Here is a 14,662-nt window from a genome sequence, read left to right on the forward strand (position 1 = left end):
TGGGGAGCGGCGACGTCGGGCGGGGCGGGCTTCCTGATGCCGACCGCGGCCCGCGCGGATACGTTCGCCCGTGAGGCGCGCACGGCGCCCACGGTCGAGAGGCGGGCGCATGCCGACGAGCACCAGGCCACCCACACGCGCGCAGCGACCGTGGTTCGTGTTCGCGTCCCTGCAGGGATACCGCGGGGCCTGGCTGCGGGGCGACGTGGTCGCGGGCCTGACCGTGTGGGCCGTCCTCGTGCCCGAGTCGCTCGCGTACGCGACCATCGCGGGCGTCTCACCCGTCGTGGGCCTGTACGCCGCGGTGCCCTCGCTGATCCTGTACGCGGCGTTCGGCAGCTCGCGCCACCTGGTCGTGGGGCCCATGTCCGCGACGGCGGCCCTGTCCGCGAGCGTGGTCGCCGCCTTCCGGCCCGGCGACGACGCCGCGTTCGTCGCGCTGACCACGGCCGTCGCGCTCGTGACCGGGGTCCTGTGCCTGGTGGCGGGCATCGCGCGCCTCGGGTTCCTGGCCTCGTTCATCTCCGAGCCCGTGCTCAAGGGGTTCATCGTGGGCCTCGCGCTCACGATCGTGATCGGGCAGGTGCCCGCCCTGCTGGGCGTCGACAAGGGCGAGGGGAACTTCTTCGAGAAGCTCTGGACGATCCTCACCGAGCTCGGCACGGCGCACCCCCTGACCGTGGTCCTGGGCCTGGGGTCCCTCGCGGCGGTCCTCGCGATCAAGCGCTGGCTGCCCAAGGTGCCCGGCTCGCTCGTCGTGGTCGGGATCGGGATCGCCCTGGTCCTGCTGCTCGGGCTCGACGACGACGGCGTCGACATCGTCGGCCCCATCCAGGCCGGGCTCCCTGCGCTCGGCCTCCCGACGGGCGTCGACCGGAACACCTGGACCGACCTGGTCGGCCCGGCCGCGGGCGTCATGCTCGTGGGCTTCGCCGAGGCCTTGGGTGCCGCCAAGACGTACGCCTCGCGCGAGGGCTACGACATCGACGCCAACCGCGAGCTCGTCGGCATGGGCGCCGCGAACCTCGGCTCGGGCCTCGCGTCCGGGATGGTCGTCAACGGCAGCCTGTCCAAGACCGCGGTCAACGGCGGCGCGGGCGCCAAGAGCCAGGTCTCGGGCCTCGTCGCCGCAGTGCTGACTCTCCTGACGCTGCTGTTCCTCACGCCCGTGTTCGAGTCCCTGCCCGAGGCCACGCTCGCGGCCGTCGTCATCGCCGCCGTGATCGAGCTCGTCGACGTCAAGGCCCTGCGCCGCCTGTACCGCCTCGCGACGCCGCGCTCCAAGGCCCTGTACGGGGGAGCGGCCCGGCACGACTTCTGGGCGGCGCTCGCGGCCATGCTCGGCGTCCTGGTGTTCGACACCCTGCCTGGCCTCGTGCTCGGGATCGTCTTGTCCCTCTTCCTGCTCCTGGACCGGGCCTCGCGGCCCCACGTGGCCGTGCTCGTGCGCAGCTCGCACGGCGTGTGGGTCGACCGCGCGCGGCGCATCGCCACGGGCAAGGACGGGGGCCGGGGCGTCGAGGGGGCGCTCGTGGTGCGCGTCGAGTCGGGCCTGTTCTTCGCCAACGCGGACACCGTGCGCGCGGCGGTCCGGCGCCTGGTCGCCGACGCGTCGCCGCGCGTCGTGGTCCTCGACGCCGAGACCGTGCCGTTCGTGGACGTCGAGGCCGCCGAGATGCTCGTGACCCTGCACCGCGACCTCGACCGGGTCGGTGCGCGCCTGGCCCTGGCCCGCGACGTGGGTCAGGTGCGGGACGTCCTGCGCGGCGCCGTCGGGCCGGACGAGATGCCACCCACCTACCCCGACGTCGACACCGCGCTGCGCGACCTCCTGCCCGCCGCGGCCGCAGGCTCGGGCTCGGCCGGGGGCGCGGGAGAGCCCGCCGCGGGCGCGTCGCCCGCCTGACTCCCGCCTGCCCGACGCCGCCGGCGCACCTCGCGGCCTCCCGCAGCCCGTCGACCGTGGCCCTTCGCGCGCGGTCGGCCGGGCGCAGCACTACGGTCGGGATGACCGGACCCGCGGGCAGCCGCGAGACCCGGGACGCGGCGCCGACCGGCGGCGCACGACGAGAGGAAATGCCGTGGGCCCAGCCGTCGGTCAGTCCCTGCCCATCGCGGTGGGAGTCCTCATCAGCCCCATGCCCATCGTGGCGGTCGTGCTGATGCTCGTCAGCAGGAAGGCGAAGGCCAACGGCTTCTCGTTCCTGCTGGGGTGGATCGTGGGGATCGCGGCCCTCGGGTCGATCGTGCTGCTCGTGGCCGGCGCTGCCACGCCCGACGCGTCCGGGCCCCCGGCGTGGGCGAGCGTCGTCAAGATCGTCCTGGGCGTCCTGCTGCTGCTCCTCGCGGTCTCGCAGTGGCGCGGACGCCCGCGCGAGGGCGCGAGCCCCCAGCCGCCGAGGTGGATGAGCGCGATCGACGCCTTCACGCCCGTCAAGGCGTTCGGCCTCGCGGTCCTGCTCGGGGCGGTCAACCCCAAGAACCTGCTGCTCGTCGTGTCCGGCGCCGCGGCGATCGCCGCCGCGACGCCCGAGACGTCCGAGCAGCTCGGGGCCCTCGCGGTGTTCGTCGTCGTGGCGAGCCTGGGGGTCGCGGCCCCCGTCGCGATCTACCTGGCCATGGGATCCCGGGCAGCGACGCTGCTCGACGGGCTCAAGGCCTGGATGATCCAGAACAACGCCGTCATCATGGCCGTGCTGCTCCTGGTGCTCGGGGCCAAGATGATCGGTGACGGGATCACGGCGCTGTGAGCGAGGCGGCGGGCGCGGTGCCGCAGACCGACGAGCGGGTCCAGGCGGCGCTCGACCTCCTGCGGGCCGGCGGGCACCGTGTGACCGAGGCGCGCCGCGCCGTCCTGGAGGTCCTCGCGACCGAGGAGGGGCACCCGAGCGCCGACGAGCTGTGCACCCGGGTCCACGACCGGCACCCGGGCATCCACCGGGCCACGGTCTACCGCACGGTCGACCGGCTCACGACGCTGGGCGTGGTGACGCACGTGCACATCGGTGGTGGTGCGACGGCCTACCACCTGGCCCCGGGCGGACCCGTGCGCGAGCACCTGCACGCGATCTGCGACTCGTGCGGGCGGATCATCGACCTGCCGGGCGACCTGCTCGACCCCGTGACCACCTGGCTCTCGACCGAGGCAGGCTTCACGCTCGCCCCGGCGCACGTCGCGCTGTCCGGCACGTGCGCGGACTGCCGGGTGTGAAGGCCACCGCGGGGGGAGCGCGACGCCCGAGGGTCGGTCGACCGTGCTCGTCCGCGCGACCGGCGCGCGATCTCCCCGAAAAACCCTTGCCCTTGCCCGGGGGCAGGCCGCTACTGTGGTGCACGTCCGGTCAGGAGGCCGGTCGCCGGTCGGGGCAGCCCGCGCGGCGCTCGCTCCTGACCCGTTCTCATGAGGTGCCGCTCCGGCGGCCCGCACGAGCTGACGCACACGAGACCGCGCCACAGTGGTAGCGCGGCGAGCCAGGCACATGAACCTGGCCACGACGGGGACCCGTGGTGTGCGTGGAGGTTCCAAGTCGCCCGGACTGCAGTCGGGCGGCACCCCTGGAGAGGCATGTGCCAAGGACGGCGACGGGGCGCACCAGCGCCCCGTGGGGCGGGTTCGATTCCCGCCCTCTCCGCAGACGACGTGGGTGGCCCGCGGCGCCGAGGATCTCGGTACCGCGGGTCGCAGACAGGGAGTCGGTCGATGAGCGAGGTCCTCATCTACAACCTGGGCGGCGGGCAGGTCCTGGGCCGTGTCTCGCTCGGGCACGCGATCCGTATGCTGCACCGCCGGGTCGCGGCCGTGCGGGAGGCCGTCGAGGGGGAGACCTTCGGCCCGTACCAGCGCCCGGTCTCGGTCGAGCTGGTGCGCTACGTCCACTCCCGCTGGGTCTACGAGCGCACGGGCCGCGTCCCATACTCGCGCGCCGCGCTGCTGCGTCGCGACAAGCACCGTTGCGGCTACTGCGGTCGCCCTGCGACGACCATGGACCACGTGGTGCCTCGGTGCCAGGGCGGGACCACGACCTGGCTCAACGCCGTGGCGGCGTGCGAGGCGTGCAACAGCGCCAAGGCGGGCCGGACTCCCCAGGAGGCCGGCATGACGTTGCGTTCGCGGCCCTTCGAGCCCGTGCTCGCCGACGTCTACCCGTACGGGAAGCGCTGAGCGTCAGGGCGACGGGGAGTTCTCGACCCGGATGGTGCCGTCGTCCTCGAGGACGAGCCGGTGCGGGTCGCCGTCGGCGAGGCGCAGGGCGTGCTCGAGCGCGAGCTGCGGCACGTCCAGGGCCCAGTCCGGCAGGTGGCGGTGCGTGCGCAGCGCGTCGAGGATCGGACCGGGCGGGATGCGGCGGGACGTCAGGTCGGACACGGCTCCAGGATCCCACGGCCGGCTCCACCCGCACCGCTTGCATGGTTGCGTGACTGCGCAAACAGGCAGAATGATGGGGGCATGCTCTCGGCCCTCGCGCACCCCGTCTACCGACGCCTGTTCGCCGCGCAGGTCGTCGCCCTCGCGGGCACCGGCGTCGCGACGGTCGCGCTCGGCCTGCTCGCCTACGACCTCGCGGGCCCCCGCGCGGGCGTCGTCCTCGGGACGGTCTTCACGGTCAAGATGGTCGCCTACGTCGCCCTGGCCCCGCTCGCGGCCACGCTCGTGGCCCGGGTGCCGCGGCGGCTGGTCCTGGTCGGTGCGGACCTCGTGCGCCTGGTCGCGGCGCTCGCGCTGCCCCTCGTGGGGGAGGTGTGGCAGGTCCTCGTGCTCGTCCTGGTCCTCCAGAGCGCGTCGGCGACGTTCACGCCCACGTTCCAGTCCGTCGTCCCCGACGTCCTGCCCGACGAGCGCGACTACACCGCCGCCCTGTCCCTGTCCCGGCTCGCCTACGACCTCGAGGCCGTCGCGTCCCCGGCGCTCGCGGCCTTCCTCCTGCTCGCACTCAGCCCGGCCGGGCTGTTCTGGGGGACCGCGGTGGGGTTCGGGGCCTCGGCGCTCCTCGTGGCCACGGTCGTGCTGCCGCGAGTCCCCGGCGCCGCGGCAGCGACGACGGACGGCCACGTCGCGGCGACCGAGCCCGACGGGCCGTTCGGCGCGCGCGTGCGCCGGGGGGCGGGGATCTTCCTGCGCACGCCCGCGCTGCGGCCCGTGCTCGCGCTGAACCTCGCGGTCGCGGCCGCGGGCGCTCTCGTCCTGGTCCAGACGGTCGTGATCGCCCGCACGGTCCTGGGTCTGGGGCCCGACGGCGTCGCTCTCCTCCTGGCCGTGTGCGGCAGCGGGTCGGTGGCCGCCGCGCTCGTCCTGCCGCGGGTCCTGCGCGCCTGGCCCGAGCGTCGTGTGATGCTCGGGGGAGCGGCCCTGCTCACGGTGGGCTGCGCCGTCGTCCCCCTGGTGCTCGCGGCTCCCGCAGGGGTCGCCGTGGCCGGGGTGTGCGCCGCCTGGGTCGCGATCGGCGCCGGGTGGTCGGCGGTCGAGACCCCCGTCGGGCGCCTCGTGCGGCGCTCGGTGGACCGAGGGGACCTCCACCTGGCCTTCGCCGCGCAGTTCTCGTTGTCGCACGCGTGCTGGCTGGTCACGTACCCGCTCGCGGGGTGGCTCGGGACGCTCGGCCTGGCGGCCGCCGCGACGGCGCTGGCCCTCGTCGCGGGCGCCGCGACCGGGCTCGCGCACGTGCTGTGGCCGGGGTCCGTCGCCGGTGAGGCGCCTCTACCGGGCGCCGATCGCGTGCGAGCCGCCGCGAGGGTGGGACCATGAGGGGGATGGCCACCACGCAGCGTGACTCGCTCCCCGTCGCACCCCCCGAGGTCGACCTCGACCGTGCGGTCGAGGTGCTGCGCCTGCTCGCCGACCGCACCCGCCTCGCGGTGCTGCAGATGCTGACGGGCACCGAGATGCCGGTGACCGCGATCGCCGAGGCCCTCGACCGTCCCGTCCCCGCGATCTCCCAGCACCTCGCGAAGCTGCGCGCCGGGCATCTCGTGACGTCGCGGCGCGAGGGCACGAGCGTCTACTACGCGCCCGCGACCGAGCACGTCGAGGCGCTCGTCACGAACGTCCTGCACCACACCGAGCACATGCTCTACCCGCGCCCGCCGCACCACGTCCGCGAGGCGTGAGTCCCCGCTCCCGCCGGGCGCTCGCGCCATGGACGGGGCTTGGACCTACGCGCGCGGCGGTCTAAGGTGAGGCACCTAGGAGTCAGGAAGCGGCCCCTCGACACGCACGTGCTGAGAGCGAGCCATCATGACCACCGAACAGTCCCCTCGCAGGCGTCGCCGCGACCCGCTCGCGGAGGCGTTGAGCCTCGGGCGGGCCCATCCCACCGGCCAGTACCGCGTCGACCTGCGCACCAGCGAGTGGTGGTGGTCCGAAGAGGTCTACCTGCTGCACGGGCTGACGCCCGACTCCGTCGTGCCGAGCGCGGCTCTCCTCGTCCAGCACAAGCACCCCGACGACCGCGACACGGTCCTGCGCGACCTCGCGCTGCTGCGCACTACCGGGCGCCCCTTCAGTGCCAGCCACCGCATCGTGGACGCGCGCGGGCGCACCAGGACGGTCACGGTCACGGGTCAGGGCCGCCGCGACGCCTCGGGGGCCGTGGTCGAGGTGATCGGCATGATGATCGACACGTCCGCCGCGCACGAGGACGCGCTGCGCCGTGAGGTCACGCGCCAGGTCGCGGTCGGTCTCCAGGACCGCGCCGTCGTCGACCAGGCCAAGGGCGTCATCATGGCCTCGCACGGGCTGGACCCGGACGGCGCGCTCGACCTGCTCGTCGTGCACGCGAGCGAGAGCAGCCGACGCCTGCCCGACGTGGCACGCGAGCTGATCGACGCGATCGCGGCCGGCGGCGGCCTGGGCGGTCGCGCCAAGGACCGGGTCGACGCGTGCCTGGCCGCCCTCGAGCCCGGCAGCGTGAGCCGCCCGGGCGGCGCACAGCTCTTCCGGCGCAAGGGAGCGGTCACGGGCTGAGCCGCCGACACCCGGACGGGACCCGCCCGGGCCCGACGGCTACGTCACGGGGAACCTGCGTGTCTCGACGACCTCGCGGGCGAGGTCGTAGAGCTTGACGTTCGAGTCCTGCGAGACGCGGCTCAGCACCGAGAACGCGCGCTGCGCCGAGAGCTGGTAGCGCTCCATGAGGATGCCCTGGGCCTGGCCGATCACGGTGCGGGTCTGCACGGCGCTCGTGAGCTGCTCCTCGGTGCGCGCGGCGGTCAGTGCCGCCGCGGCGACCGCGGCGAACGTCGAGACGATCGACAGCGCCGTGGCGGGAAACGCGCCCGTGGAGCGCGAGTACAGGTTCAGGGCGCCGTGCGAGGTCTCGCTCGTGAAGAGCTGGACGCACAGCATCGAGCGCACCCCGAGCTCCGCGTGGACCTGGTCGGCCCACCGCTGCCAGCGAGGCTCGGCCGCGAGGTCGTTGGTGCGCACCAGGTCGGTCTCGCGGATCGCGTCGAGGCACGGCCCCTCGTTCAGGGCGTACTGGAGCTCGTCCCCGCGCCGGGCGAGGTCGTGCGACGCGGCGGGGGTCTCGATGCGCCCCTTGCGGGTCACGAGCGAGATCCCGGCGGCGTCGCAGCCGTCGACCATCGCGACCGCGAGCTCGACCGTGCGGTCGAGCGTCTCCTGGAGGCTGGGCTCCTCGGCGAGCGTCCGCGCGGCCGACGCGATCGACGACTCGATCGCGGTGGCGGGGCTCACCCCGGTGCCGAACTCGGCGGTCGTGGCGACGGCGAGGGCGTCGTCCTTCGTCTGCTGCAGATCCTGCGTCATCGTGCGTCCCGTTCGTGCTCGGGGGTGGCCGGTCGTCGGCGCACGACCGCGCCGTTCCTCCACCTGTCGAGGACAACGCTACGCGGTCCGTGGGCGGCCCCCGTGCGTGGGCGCCCGAGGGGTGCCCGGGGGCTGCTCACGCGTCCTGCAGGTCCGCGGTGTCGCGGGCACCGACCGTGACCTGCCCGCGCTCGATCGCGGTCACGAGGTCCGAGAGGCGGACGATGCCCACCAGGTCCGGTCCGACCATGACGGGCAGTCGCAGCAGGGCGTGTCGTTCCATGATCCGCACGGCCTCCCGGGCCGGGTCCTGGGGGCTCAGGACCACGAGGTCCTCGGTGCACAGGTCGCCCACGGGGTGGTCCGGCGAGGCGTCGTCTGCCAGTGCCCGCACGATGCTGCGGTCCGTGAGGATGCCCAGCACGTCCCTGTCGTCGAGCACGACGGCGTCACCCGAGTCCTCGTCGATCATGGTGCGGGCGGCCTGCGCGACGGTCGCGGTGCGCTCGACCGTGCAGAACGCCGTGGACATGAGCTGTGCGATGGTCGTCGGCATCGTCGCCTCCGTGGTCCCTGCCATGATCCGTGCCCTGAACGGCGAGCCGCTCCTTGGCCCGGTACCCACCCTAGCCCGCGCCGGTCAGGCGGGCGGCTCGTGGGGTCCGCGCGCGAGGCCGGCACAGGCGCCGTGAGGGGCCCGTGCCGGCCTCGCGTCGAGGAACGTCGCGAGGGCGGCGTCAGAACACCGGCTTGCCGCCCGTGACCCCGAGCACGGTCGCCGAGACGTAGCCCGCGTCGGCGGGCGAGGCCAGGAAGACGAAGGCCGGTGCGACCTCGGCCGGCTGCCCGGCCCGCCCGAGCGGGGTGTCGGCCCCGAACTGCTCGATCTTCTCGGGCGGCTGCGTCGCGGGCTGCAGCGGCGTCCAGATGGGTCCGGGGGCCACCGCGTTGACGCGGATGCCGCGCTCACCGACCTCGGCCGCGAGGTTGACCGTGAAGTTGTTGATCGCCGCCTTGGTCGCCGCGTAGTCCAGGAGCGAGGTGGAGGGCTGGTAGGCCTGGATCGAGGAGACGTTGATGATCGACGCGCCCTCCCCCAGGTGCTCGAGCGCGGCCTGCGTCACCCAGAACAGCGCGTACAGGTTGGTCTTGAGCACCCGGTCGAGGTCCTCGGTCGTGACGTCGGCGATCGAGGACCGTCGAGCCATCTGGAAGCCGGCGTTGTTCACGAGGACGTCCAGCCCCCCGAGCTGCTCGACGGCGTCGGCGACGAGCGCGCGGCACTCCGGCTCCTCGCGCAGGTCCCCGGGCAGCAGGACGGCCGTGCGGCCCGCCTCGCGCACCCAGCGCGCGGTCTCCTCGGCGTCGGACTGCTCCTCGCGCAGGTAGCCGATCGCGACGTCCGCCCCCTCGCGTGCGAACGCGATCGCGACCGCACGCCCGATGCCCGAGTCGCCCCCGGTGATCAGGGCCCGCAGGCCGGCGAGCCTGCCCGAGCCCCGGTAGGACGACTCGCCGTGGTCGGGCAGCGGGTTCATGGGGGGCGTCAGGCCCGGGGGCTCCTGCTGCTGGGCGGGGAAGGCGGGGGTCTGGTCGGTCACGGGATCCTCCTTCAGGTCGCCGCACGCGCGCACGCCGGTCGGCGGCCCGCGGCGGGCGAGGTGTTCTCGGGTCCCGTCCACGCTAGGACGGCGCTCGCGGACTCGCAGCACGAGCGCCGACCCGGCCGCTCGGCGACGGGTGGGCGCCGCGGTGGCAGGATGAGCACCTGCCGGGCGCGAGGGAGCGCCCGAGGAACGAGGTGGCCACGATGACCAAGGACGGCTGCGAGGAGCGGGCGGACGGGCGCGAGGACGCGCGCGGCGACGCCGGGGGCGTCTCGCACGACGTCGACGTCCTCGTGGTGGGGTCGGGCTTCGGCGGTTCCGTGGCTGCCCTGCGCCTGACCGAGAAGGGCTACCGGGTCGCGGTCCTGGAGGCGGGCCGGCGCTTCGCCGACGAGGACTTCGCGAAGACCTCCTGGCACCTGCGCGACTTCCTGTGGGCCCCGCGCCTGGGCTGCCTCGGGATCCAGCGCGTGCACCGGCTGCGCGACGTCCTGGTCCTCGCGGGCGCCGGGGTGGGGGGCGGCTCGCTCGTGTACGCCAACACGCTGTACGAGCCCCTCGACGCCTTCTACACGGACCCCGCCTGGGGCCACCTGACGGACTGGAAGGCCGAGCTCGCCCCGTACTACGACCAGGCGCGGCGCATGCTGGGCGTGGTCACGTACGCGGGCCGCACGCCGGCCGACGACGCCATGGCCCTGGTCGCCCGCGAGATGGGGGTCGGGGGCTCCTTCACCCCCGCTCCCGTGGGGGTGCTGTTCGGCACCCCCGGGGCCCGGGTGCCCGACCCGTTCTTCGGCGGCGCGGGCCCCGAACGTCGCGGCTGCCTCGAGTGCGGGCAGTGCATGACCGGGTGCCGCCACGGCGCGAAGAACACCCTCGTCAAGAACTACCTGCACCTCGCCGAGCGCGGCGGGGCGAGGATCCACGCCCTGGAGACGGTCACGCGCATCGCCCCGCTGCCTGGGGGCGGCTACGAGGTCACCTCCCGCCGTACCGACCGGGCGTCCGTCCGGCGCACCCGCTGGACCGCCGAGCACGTCGTCCTCGCCGCGGGGGCGCACGGCACGCAGCGCCTCCTGCACGCCCAGCGCGACGCCGGCACGCTCCCCGGCCTCTCGCCACGGCTCGGGATGCTCACGCGCACCAACTCCGAGGCGCTCCTGGGTGCGACCGCAGACCGGCCTCACCGCTCGGACCTCCCCGTGCCCGACTACACGCGCGGCGTCGCGATCACCTCGTCCTTCCACCCCGACGCCCACACGCACGTCGAACCCGTGCGCTACGGCCGCGGCTCGAACGCCATGGCCCTCCTGCAGACCGTCCTCGTCACGCCCCGCGGCGCTCGCGGCCTGCGCGGACCCGGCAGCGAGCAGCCCGACGACGGCGATCGCCAGGGCCCGTCGCCCACGCCCGGCGCGTGGTTGCGCGAGCTGTGGGCGCAGCGCCGTCGCCTCCCGGCCATGCTCGACCTCCGGGGCTGGTCCGAGCGCACCGTGATCGCCCTGGTGATGCAGAGCCACGACAACTCGCTCACGACCTACACGAGACGCACGTGGACGGGGCGACGTCGCATGACCTCACGTCAGGGCCACGGTGCCCCGAACCCCGGCTGGATCCCGGCGGCGCACGAGGGGGCCCGGCGGCTGGCCCGGGTCATGGGCGGCGCGCCGGGCGGGAGCATCGGGGAACCGTTCGGCATGCCGCTCACGGCGCACTTCCTGGGCGGGTGCGCGATCGGCGCCTCTGCGGCGACGGGGGTCGTCGACGCGTACCAGCGGGTGTTCGGCCACGAGGGGCTGCACGTCCTGGACGGGGCGGCGGTGAGCGCGAACCTGGGCGTCAACCCGTCGCTGACGATCACGGCGCAGGCCGAGCGGGCGGTCGCGCTGTGGCCCAACCGGGGCGAGGCCGACCCCCGGCCGCCTCTCGGGAGCGACTACCGGCGGGTCGCCCCGGTCGCGCCGCGCGGGCCCCTCGTACCGGCGTCTGCCCCCGGGGCGCTGCGCCTTCCCGTGGTCCGGGTCACGCACGGCGGCGCGTCCTGACGCAGGGTCGGTGCAGGGGAGAGGTGCCCTTGGCCCTGCGGCGGATGCCCGGTCGAACACATGTTCGACGAGATGCGGGCGCCCGGTCGGTCGGTGTCGAACTGGTGTTCGAGCCGAGGTGGGCCTGTCGGCTCGCGGACTCGAACACCCGTTCGACCCGGTGGGGGAAGGGCCTCAGGAGCCTCCTGCGCCGTCGAGCTCCACGTCGACGACGACCGCCCGATGGTCCGACAACCCGGTGTCGACCGCCCGACCCGGCGCGAGCGGGCGCACCCCGCCGTCGGCCAGGACATGATCGATCTGCAGCGTCGGGTGCGAGACCGGGTAGGACCGCGCGACCGCCAACGGGCTCCACCCCGTGACCGTCGCGGGGATCTCCGACCGAAGGTTCAGGTCCCCCAGCAGGACGAGCGGCCGCGGCGCCCCCGCCAAGCCCCTCACCAGCCGCTCGAGCTGGTGCTCGCCCCACCCGTCGAGGAAGCTCAGGTGCGTCGCCGCCACCGTCAACGGACCCTGCGGCGTCGCCACCACCGCGACCACGGCCGCCCGCGGCTCGTCGAGCCGCCACCGACGCGCCCGCTGGTCGGTCGCCCGGGGCAGGGGACGCCACCACGGGCGGCGAGGCAACGGCAGGACCCGCCACTCGAGCACGGGGAACCTCGACAGCAGGGCCACGCCGTACTGCGCCCGACCGTCGGCCGAACGCCGGTCGAGCGTCGGGGCGAACCGGTGCTCGACCGCGCCCATCGCCTCGGCCGCCACCTGCGCCAGGTCCGCCCGTCCCGAACGGTGCTGGTTGCGGTCCACCTCCTGCAGCGCCAGGACGTCCGCGTCGAGATCGGCCACCGCCCGGGCGAAGCGGTCGACGTCCACCAGGTCGTCGCTGGTCGACCGGCCGTGCAGGATGTTGAAGGTCGCGAGTCGCATCGCACCGATTCTCCCCCCACCGACGCCGCCGTGCTCGCCGTCGGGCGCGAGCCGGCTCCCGGCGGCAGCCCCACCGCGGCGGGCCTAGGCTCACGCCATGGCCAAGTACTTCGACGTCCACCCCGTCGACCCCCAGCCCCGCGCGATCGACCAGATCGTCACGCTCCTGCGCGACGACGCCCTCATCGCCTACCCCACGGACTCCTGCTACGCGCTCGGCGCCCGCATCGACTCCCACAGCGCCACCCAACGCATCCGCGACATCCGCCACCTCGGCGACAAGCACCACTTCACGCTCGTGTGCGCCGACTTCGCGCAGCTCGGACAGCTCGTCAAGATCGACAACGCGGCCTTCCGCGCCATCAAGGCCTCCACGCCCGGCAGCTACACCTTCATCCTGCCCGCGACCGCCGAGGTGCCCCGACGCCTCGCCCACCCCAAGAAGAAGACCGTCGGTGTCCGCATCCCCGACCACGCCGTGACCCAGGCCATCCTGCGCGCCCTCGGCGAACCCCTGCTGTCGAGCACGCTCCTCCTGCCCGGGGAGGACGAACCCATGACCCAGGGCTGGGAGATCAAGGAAGCCCTCGACCACCAGGTCGACGCCGTCGTCGACTCCGGGGACTGCGGCACCGAACCCACCACCGTCGTCGACTTCTCCTCCGGCACCGCCGAGGTCGTCCGCGTCGGCGCAGGAGACCCCACCCGCTTCGAGTGACCACGGACGTGACCGACGCCCCACGAGCCCGCCCAGCACGAGCAGGCACCCAGACCTAGCATCGACACCATGAGCAGCCAGGGCCTCACCCACTCCCAGCACAAGATGGCCGACGCCGGCGTCCACCCCACCGCGATCGACGTCTTCAGCCGCTTCTACGAGCTCCTCGACGGCGGCGCCACCGGCACCGTCCCCGAGACGGACGTCGACCCCCTCACCGACGTCACCCACCGCCACGACCTCGACATCAGCCCCGACGCCGCCGCCACCGCCCTCTCCCGCACCGCGCTCGTCAAGCTCAACGGCGGCCTCGGCACCTCCATGGGCATGGACCGCGCCAAGTCGCTCCTCTCCGTCCGCGACACCAGCCACGGCCCCCTGACCTTCCTCGACATCATCGCCGGACAGGTCCGCGCCGCCCGCGCCGCCACCGGCGCACGCCTCCCGCTGCTCTTCATGAACAGCTTCCGCACGCGAGACGACACCCTCGCGGCGCTCGCGGCCTACCCGGACCTCGCGGTCGACGGTCTGCCGCTCGACTTCCTGCAGAACCGCGAGCCCAAGCTGCGTGCGGACGACCTCGAGCCCGTCGAGTGGCCGGACGACCCCGACCTGGAGTGGTGCCCGCCCGGTCACGGGGACCTGTACACGGCACTCGTGACGTCGGGGGCGCTCCAGCGGCTCCTGGACGCGGGGTACCTGTACGCGAGCGTCTCCAACTCGGACAACCTCGGTGCGGCTCCGGACGCGGCCATGGCCGGGTGGTTCGCGGCGTCGGGCGCACCGTTCGCGGCCGAGGTCGCGCGCCGCACGCCCGCGGACCGCAAGGGCGGCCACCTCGTCGTGCGGCGCTCCGACGGACGCCTGGTGCTGCGCGAGACCGCACAGACGCCCGAGGAGGACCTGGCTGCGGCCGGGGACATCGAGCGTCACCGGTACTTCAACACGAACAACCTGTGGCTCGACCTGCGTGCGCTGTCCGCCGAGCTCGACCGCACCGGGGGAGTCCTCGAGCTTCCCCTGATCCGCAACCCCAAGACGGTCGACCCCACCGACCCGTCCTCGACGCCCGTGATCCAGATCGAGTCGGCGATGGGCGCCGCGATCGAGGTCTTCGAGGGATCGACCGTCATCGAGGTCGACCGCAGCCGCTTCCTGCCCGTCAAGGCGACGAGCGACCTGCTGCTGCTGCGCTCGGACGTGTACGAGCTCGGTGACGACTTCACGCTCGCGGCGCAGGTCGAGGCGCCGCTCATCGACCTCGACGGCGCGCACTACAAGCTCGTCGGTGACTTCGACGCCCGGTTCGCGCAGGGCGCGCCGTCGTTGCGCGGGGCGCGCAGCCTCACCGTGCGGGGCGACTGGACGTTCGGCCGCGGAGTCGTGGCCGAGGGGGACGCGGTCCTGGCGGACGCGGGCGAGCCGTCGACCGTCCCGGACGGGGCGCACGTCGGACCCGAGGGGATCGGGACCCGTTGACGCGGTGATCCGGCACGTCCCACCCGTGGGCGGGGCGCGGCAGGGCCCTGGCGGGGCCCACGGGACCGCTGACGGCTCGTGGGAGGCGCGTGGCGGGGGGGGGGGGGGGGGGGGGGGG

15 protein-coding genes and 1 tRNA gene are annotated in these 14,662 nt (G+C 74.3%); 11 read left to right on the plus strand and 5 right to left on the minus strand.

The features are described 5' to 3' along the window. The first annotated feature begins 109 nt into the window (after window positions 1-109). From H9640_RS09010 to H9640_RS09030, 5 genes are all read left to right on the plus strand, one after another. Window positions 110-1,906, plus strand: a complete 1,797-nt coding sequence (locus tag H9640_RS09010) for a SulP family inorganic anion transporter (RefSeq protein WP_191790391.1) — start codon at window positions 110-112, stop codon at window positions 1,904-1,906. Window positions 1,907-2,081: 175 nt separating this feature from the next. Continuing rightward, entirely contained in the window at window positions 2,082-2,750 is a 669-nt protein-coding gene (locus H9640_RS09015; RefSeq protein WP_191790392.1) for a GAP family protein, read from the plus strand. Further along, the gene (locus tag H9640_RS09020; protein WP_191790393.1) at window positions 2,747-3,211 is read left to right on the plus strand and encodes a Fur family transcriptional regulator; all 465 of its coding nucleotides are present in this window, start codon (window positions 2,747-2,749) and stop codon (window positions 3,209-3,211) included. The genes H9640_RS09015 and H9640_RS09020 overlap by 4 nt, the downstream gene beginning before the upstream one ends. Window positions 3,212-3,533: 322 nt before the next feature. Next, window positions 3,534-3,632 (plus strand) — tRNA-OTHER (locus H9640_RS09025). A 68-nt stretch (window positions 3,633-3,700) separates the two neighbouring features. Further along, the gene (locus H9640_RS09030) at window positions 3,701-4,162 is read left to right on the plus strand and encodes an HNH endonuclease (protein WP_191790394.1); all 462 of its coding nucleotides are present in this window, start codon (window positions 3,701-3,703) and stop codon (window positions 4,160-4,162) included. A gap of 3 nt (window positions 4,163-4,165) precedes the next feature. Here H9640_RS09030 and H9640_RS09035 read toward each other — a convergent pair whose 3' ends face one another. Next, on the minus strand, window positions 4,166-4,366 hold the full coding sequence (locus H9640_RS09035; RefSeq protein WP_191790395.1) for a hypothetical protein: 201 nt from the start codon (window positions 4,364-4,366) through the stop codon (window positions 4,166-4,168). 81 nt (window positions 4,367-4,447) lie between these two features. Here H9640_RS09035 and H9640_RS09040 point away from each other — a divergent pair, with 81 nt between their 5' ends. From H9640_RS09040 to H9640_RS09050, 3 genes are all read left to right on the plus strand, one after another. Then, window positions 4,448-5,743 (plus strand): MFS transporter, encoded by a 1,296-nt coding sequence (locus H9640_RS09040; protein WP_191790396.1) that lies wholly within the window; start codon window positions 4,448-4,450, stop codon window positions 5,741-5,743. Window positions 5,744-5,748: 5 nt separating this feature from the next. Further along, complete coding sequence (locus tag H9640_RS09045; protein WP_191790397.1) at window positions 5,749-6,105, plus strand: ArsR/SmtB family transcription factor; 357 nt, start codon at window positions 5,749-5,751, stop codon at window positions 6,103-6,105. 127 nt (window positions 6,106-6,232) lie between these two features. Next, a complete protein-coding gene (locus H9640_RS09050; protein WP_191790398.1) occupies window positions 6,233-6,961 on the plus strand; it encodes a PAS and ANTAR domain-containing protein in 729 nt (242 codons plus the stop codon). 39 nt (window positions 6,962-7,000) lie between these two features. Here H9640_RS09050 and H9640_RS09055 read toward each other — a convergent pair whose 3' ends face one another. The 3 genes from H9640_RS09055 to H9640_RS09065 all read right to left on the minus strand — a co-directional run bounded on the left by H9640_RS09055 (window position 7,001) and on the right by H9640_RS09065 (window position 9,303). Next, on the minus strand, window positions 7,001-7,765 hold the full coding sequence (locus tag H9640_RS09055; RefSeq protein ID WP_191790399.1) for a GAF and ANTAR domain-containing protein: 765 nt from the start codon (window positions 7,763-7,765) through the stop codon (window positions 7,001-7,003). A gap of 136 nt (window positions 7,766-7,901) precedes the next feature. Beyond that, window positions 7,902-8,321 carry a CBS domain-containing protein gene (locus H9640_RS09060; RefSeq protein ID WP_191790400.1) on the minus strand — a complete coding sequence of 140 codons (420 nt, stop codon included), beginning with the start codon at window positions 8,319-8,321 and terminating at the stop codon, window positions 7,902-7,904. 181 nt (window positions 8,322-8,502) lie between these two features. Next, window positions 8,503-9,303, minus strand: coding sequence for an SDR family oxidoreductase (locus H9640_RS09065; protein WP_191790509.1), 801 nt, complete (start codon window positions 9,301-9,303; stop codon window positions 8,503-8,505). Between the two features lie 272 nt (window positions 9,304-9,575). Between H9640_RS09065 and H9640_RS09070 the strand changes: the two genes are divergently transcribed. After that, window positions 9,576-11,420 carry an FAD-dependent oxidoreductase gene (locus H9640_RS09070; protein ID WP_191790401.1) on the plus strand — a complete coding sequence of 615 codons (1,845 nt, stop codon included), beginning with the start codon at window positions 9,576-9,578 and terminating at the stop codon, window positions 11,418-11,420. 174 nt (window positions 11,421-11,594) lie between these two features. Here H9640_RS09070 and H9640_RS09075 read toward each other — a convergent pair whose 3' ends face one another. Further along, window positions 11,595-12,347: an endonuclease/exonuclease/phosphatase family protein gene (locus H9640_RS09075; RefSeq protein WP_191790402.1), complete on the minus strand. Its 753-nt coding sequence runs from the start codon at window positions 12,345-12,347 to the stop codon at window positions 11,595-11,597. 97 nt (window positions 12,348-12,444) lie between these two features. Between H9640_RS09075 and H9640_RS09080 the strand changes: the two genes are divergently transcribed. Continuing rightward, entirely contained in the window at window positions 12,445-13,065 is a 621-nt protein-coding gene (locus H9640_RS09080) for an L-threonylcarbamoyladenylate synthase (RefSeq protein WP_191790403.1), read from the plus strand. A gap of 69 nt (window positions 13,066-13,134) precedes the next feature. Further along, on the plus strand, window positions 13,135-14,544 hold the full coding sequence (locus H9640_RS09085) for a UTP--glucose-1-phosphate uridylyltransferase (RefSeq protein ID WP_191790404.1): 1,410 nt from the start codon (window positions 13,135-13,137) through the stop codon (window positions 14,542-14,544). Window positions 14,545-14,662: the final 118 nt, after the last annotated feature.

Origin of the sequence: Oerskovia gallyi (genome assembly GCF_014836745.1) — a bacterium.
Taxonomy (GTDB): domain Bacteria; phylum Actinomycetota; class Actinomycetes; order Actinomycetales; family Cellulomonadaceae; genus Oerskovia; species Oerskovia paurometabola.

Bases quoted from the DNA above. Each gene is read 5' to 3' on its own strand.
- H9640_RS09040 (WP_191790396.1), top strand. From the start codon at position 4,448: ATGCTCTCGGCCCTCGCGCACCCCGTCTACCGACGCCTGTTCGCCGCG.
- H9640_RS09045 (WP_191790397.1), top strand. From the start codon at position 5,749: ATGGCCACCACGCAGCGTGACTCGCTCCCCGTCGCACCCCCCGAGGTC.
- H9640_RS09060 (WP_191790400.1), bottom strand. From the start codon at position 8,321: ATGCCGACGACCATCGCACAGCTCATGTCCACGGCGTTCTGCACGGTC.
- H9640_RS09050 (WP_191790398.1), top strand. From the start codon at position 6,233: ATGACCACCGAACAGTCCCCTCGCAGGCGTCGCCGCGACCCGCTCGCG.
- H9640_RS09055 (WP_191790399.1), bottom strand. From the start codon at position 7,765: ATGACGCAGGATCTGCAGCAGACGAAGGACGACGCCCTCGCCGTCGCC.
- H9640_RS09030 (WP_191790394.1), top strand. From the start codon at position 3,701: ATGAGCGAGGTCCTCATCTACAACCTGGGCGGCGGGCAGGTCCTGGGC.
- H9640_RS09085 (WP_191790404.1), top strand. From the start codon at position 13,135: ATGAGCAGCCAGGGCCTCACCCACTCCCAGCACAAGATGGCCGACGCC.
- H9640_RS09065 (WP_191790509.1), bottom strand. From the start codon at position 9,303: ATGAACCCGCTGCCCGACCACGGCGAGTCGTCCTACCGGGGCTCGGGC.
- H9640_RS09010 (WP_191790391.1), top strand. From the start codon at position 110: ATGCCGACGAGCACCAGGCCACCCACACGCGCGCAGCGACCGTGGTTC.
- H9640_RS09080 (WP_191790403.1), top strand. From the start codon at position 12,445: ATGGCCAAGTACTTCGACGTCCACCCCGTCGACCCCCAGCCCCGCGCG.
- H9640_RS09070 (WP_191790401.1), top strand. From the start codon at position 9,576: ATGACCAAGGACGGCTGCGAGGAGCGGGCGGACGGGCGCGAGGACGCG.
- H9640_RS09075 (WP_191790402.1), bottom strand. From the start codon at position 12,347: ATGCGACTCGCGACCTTCAACATCCTGCACGGCCGGTCGACCAGCGAC.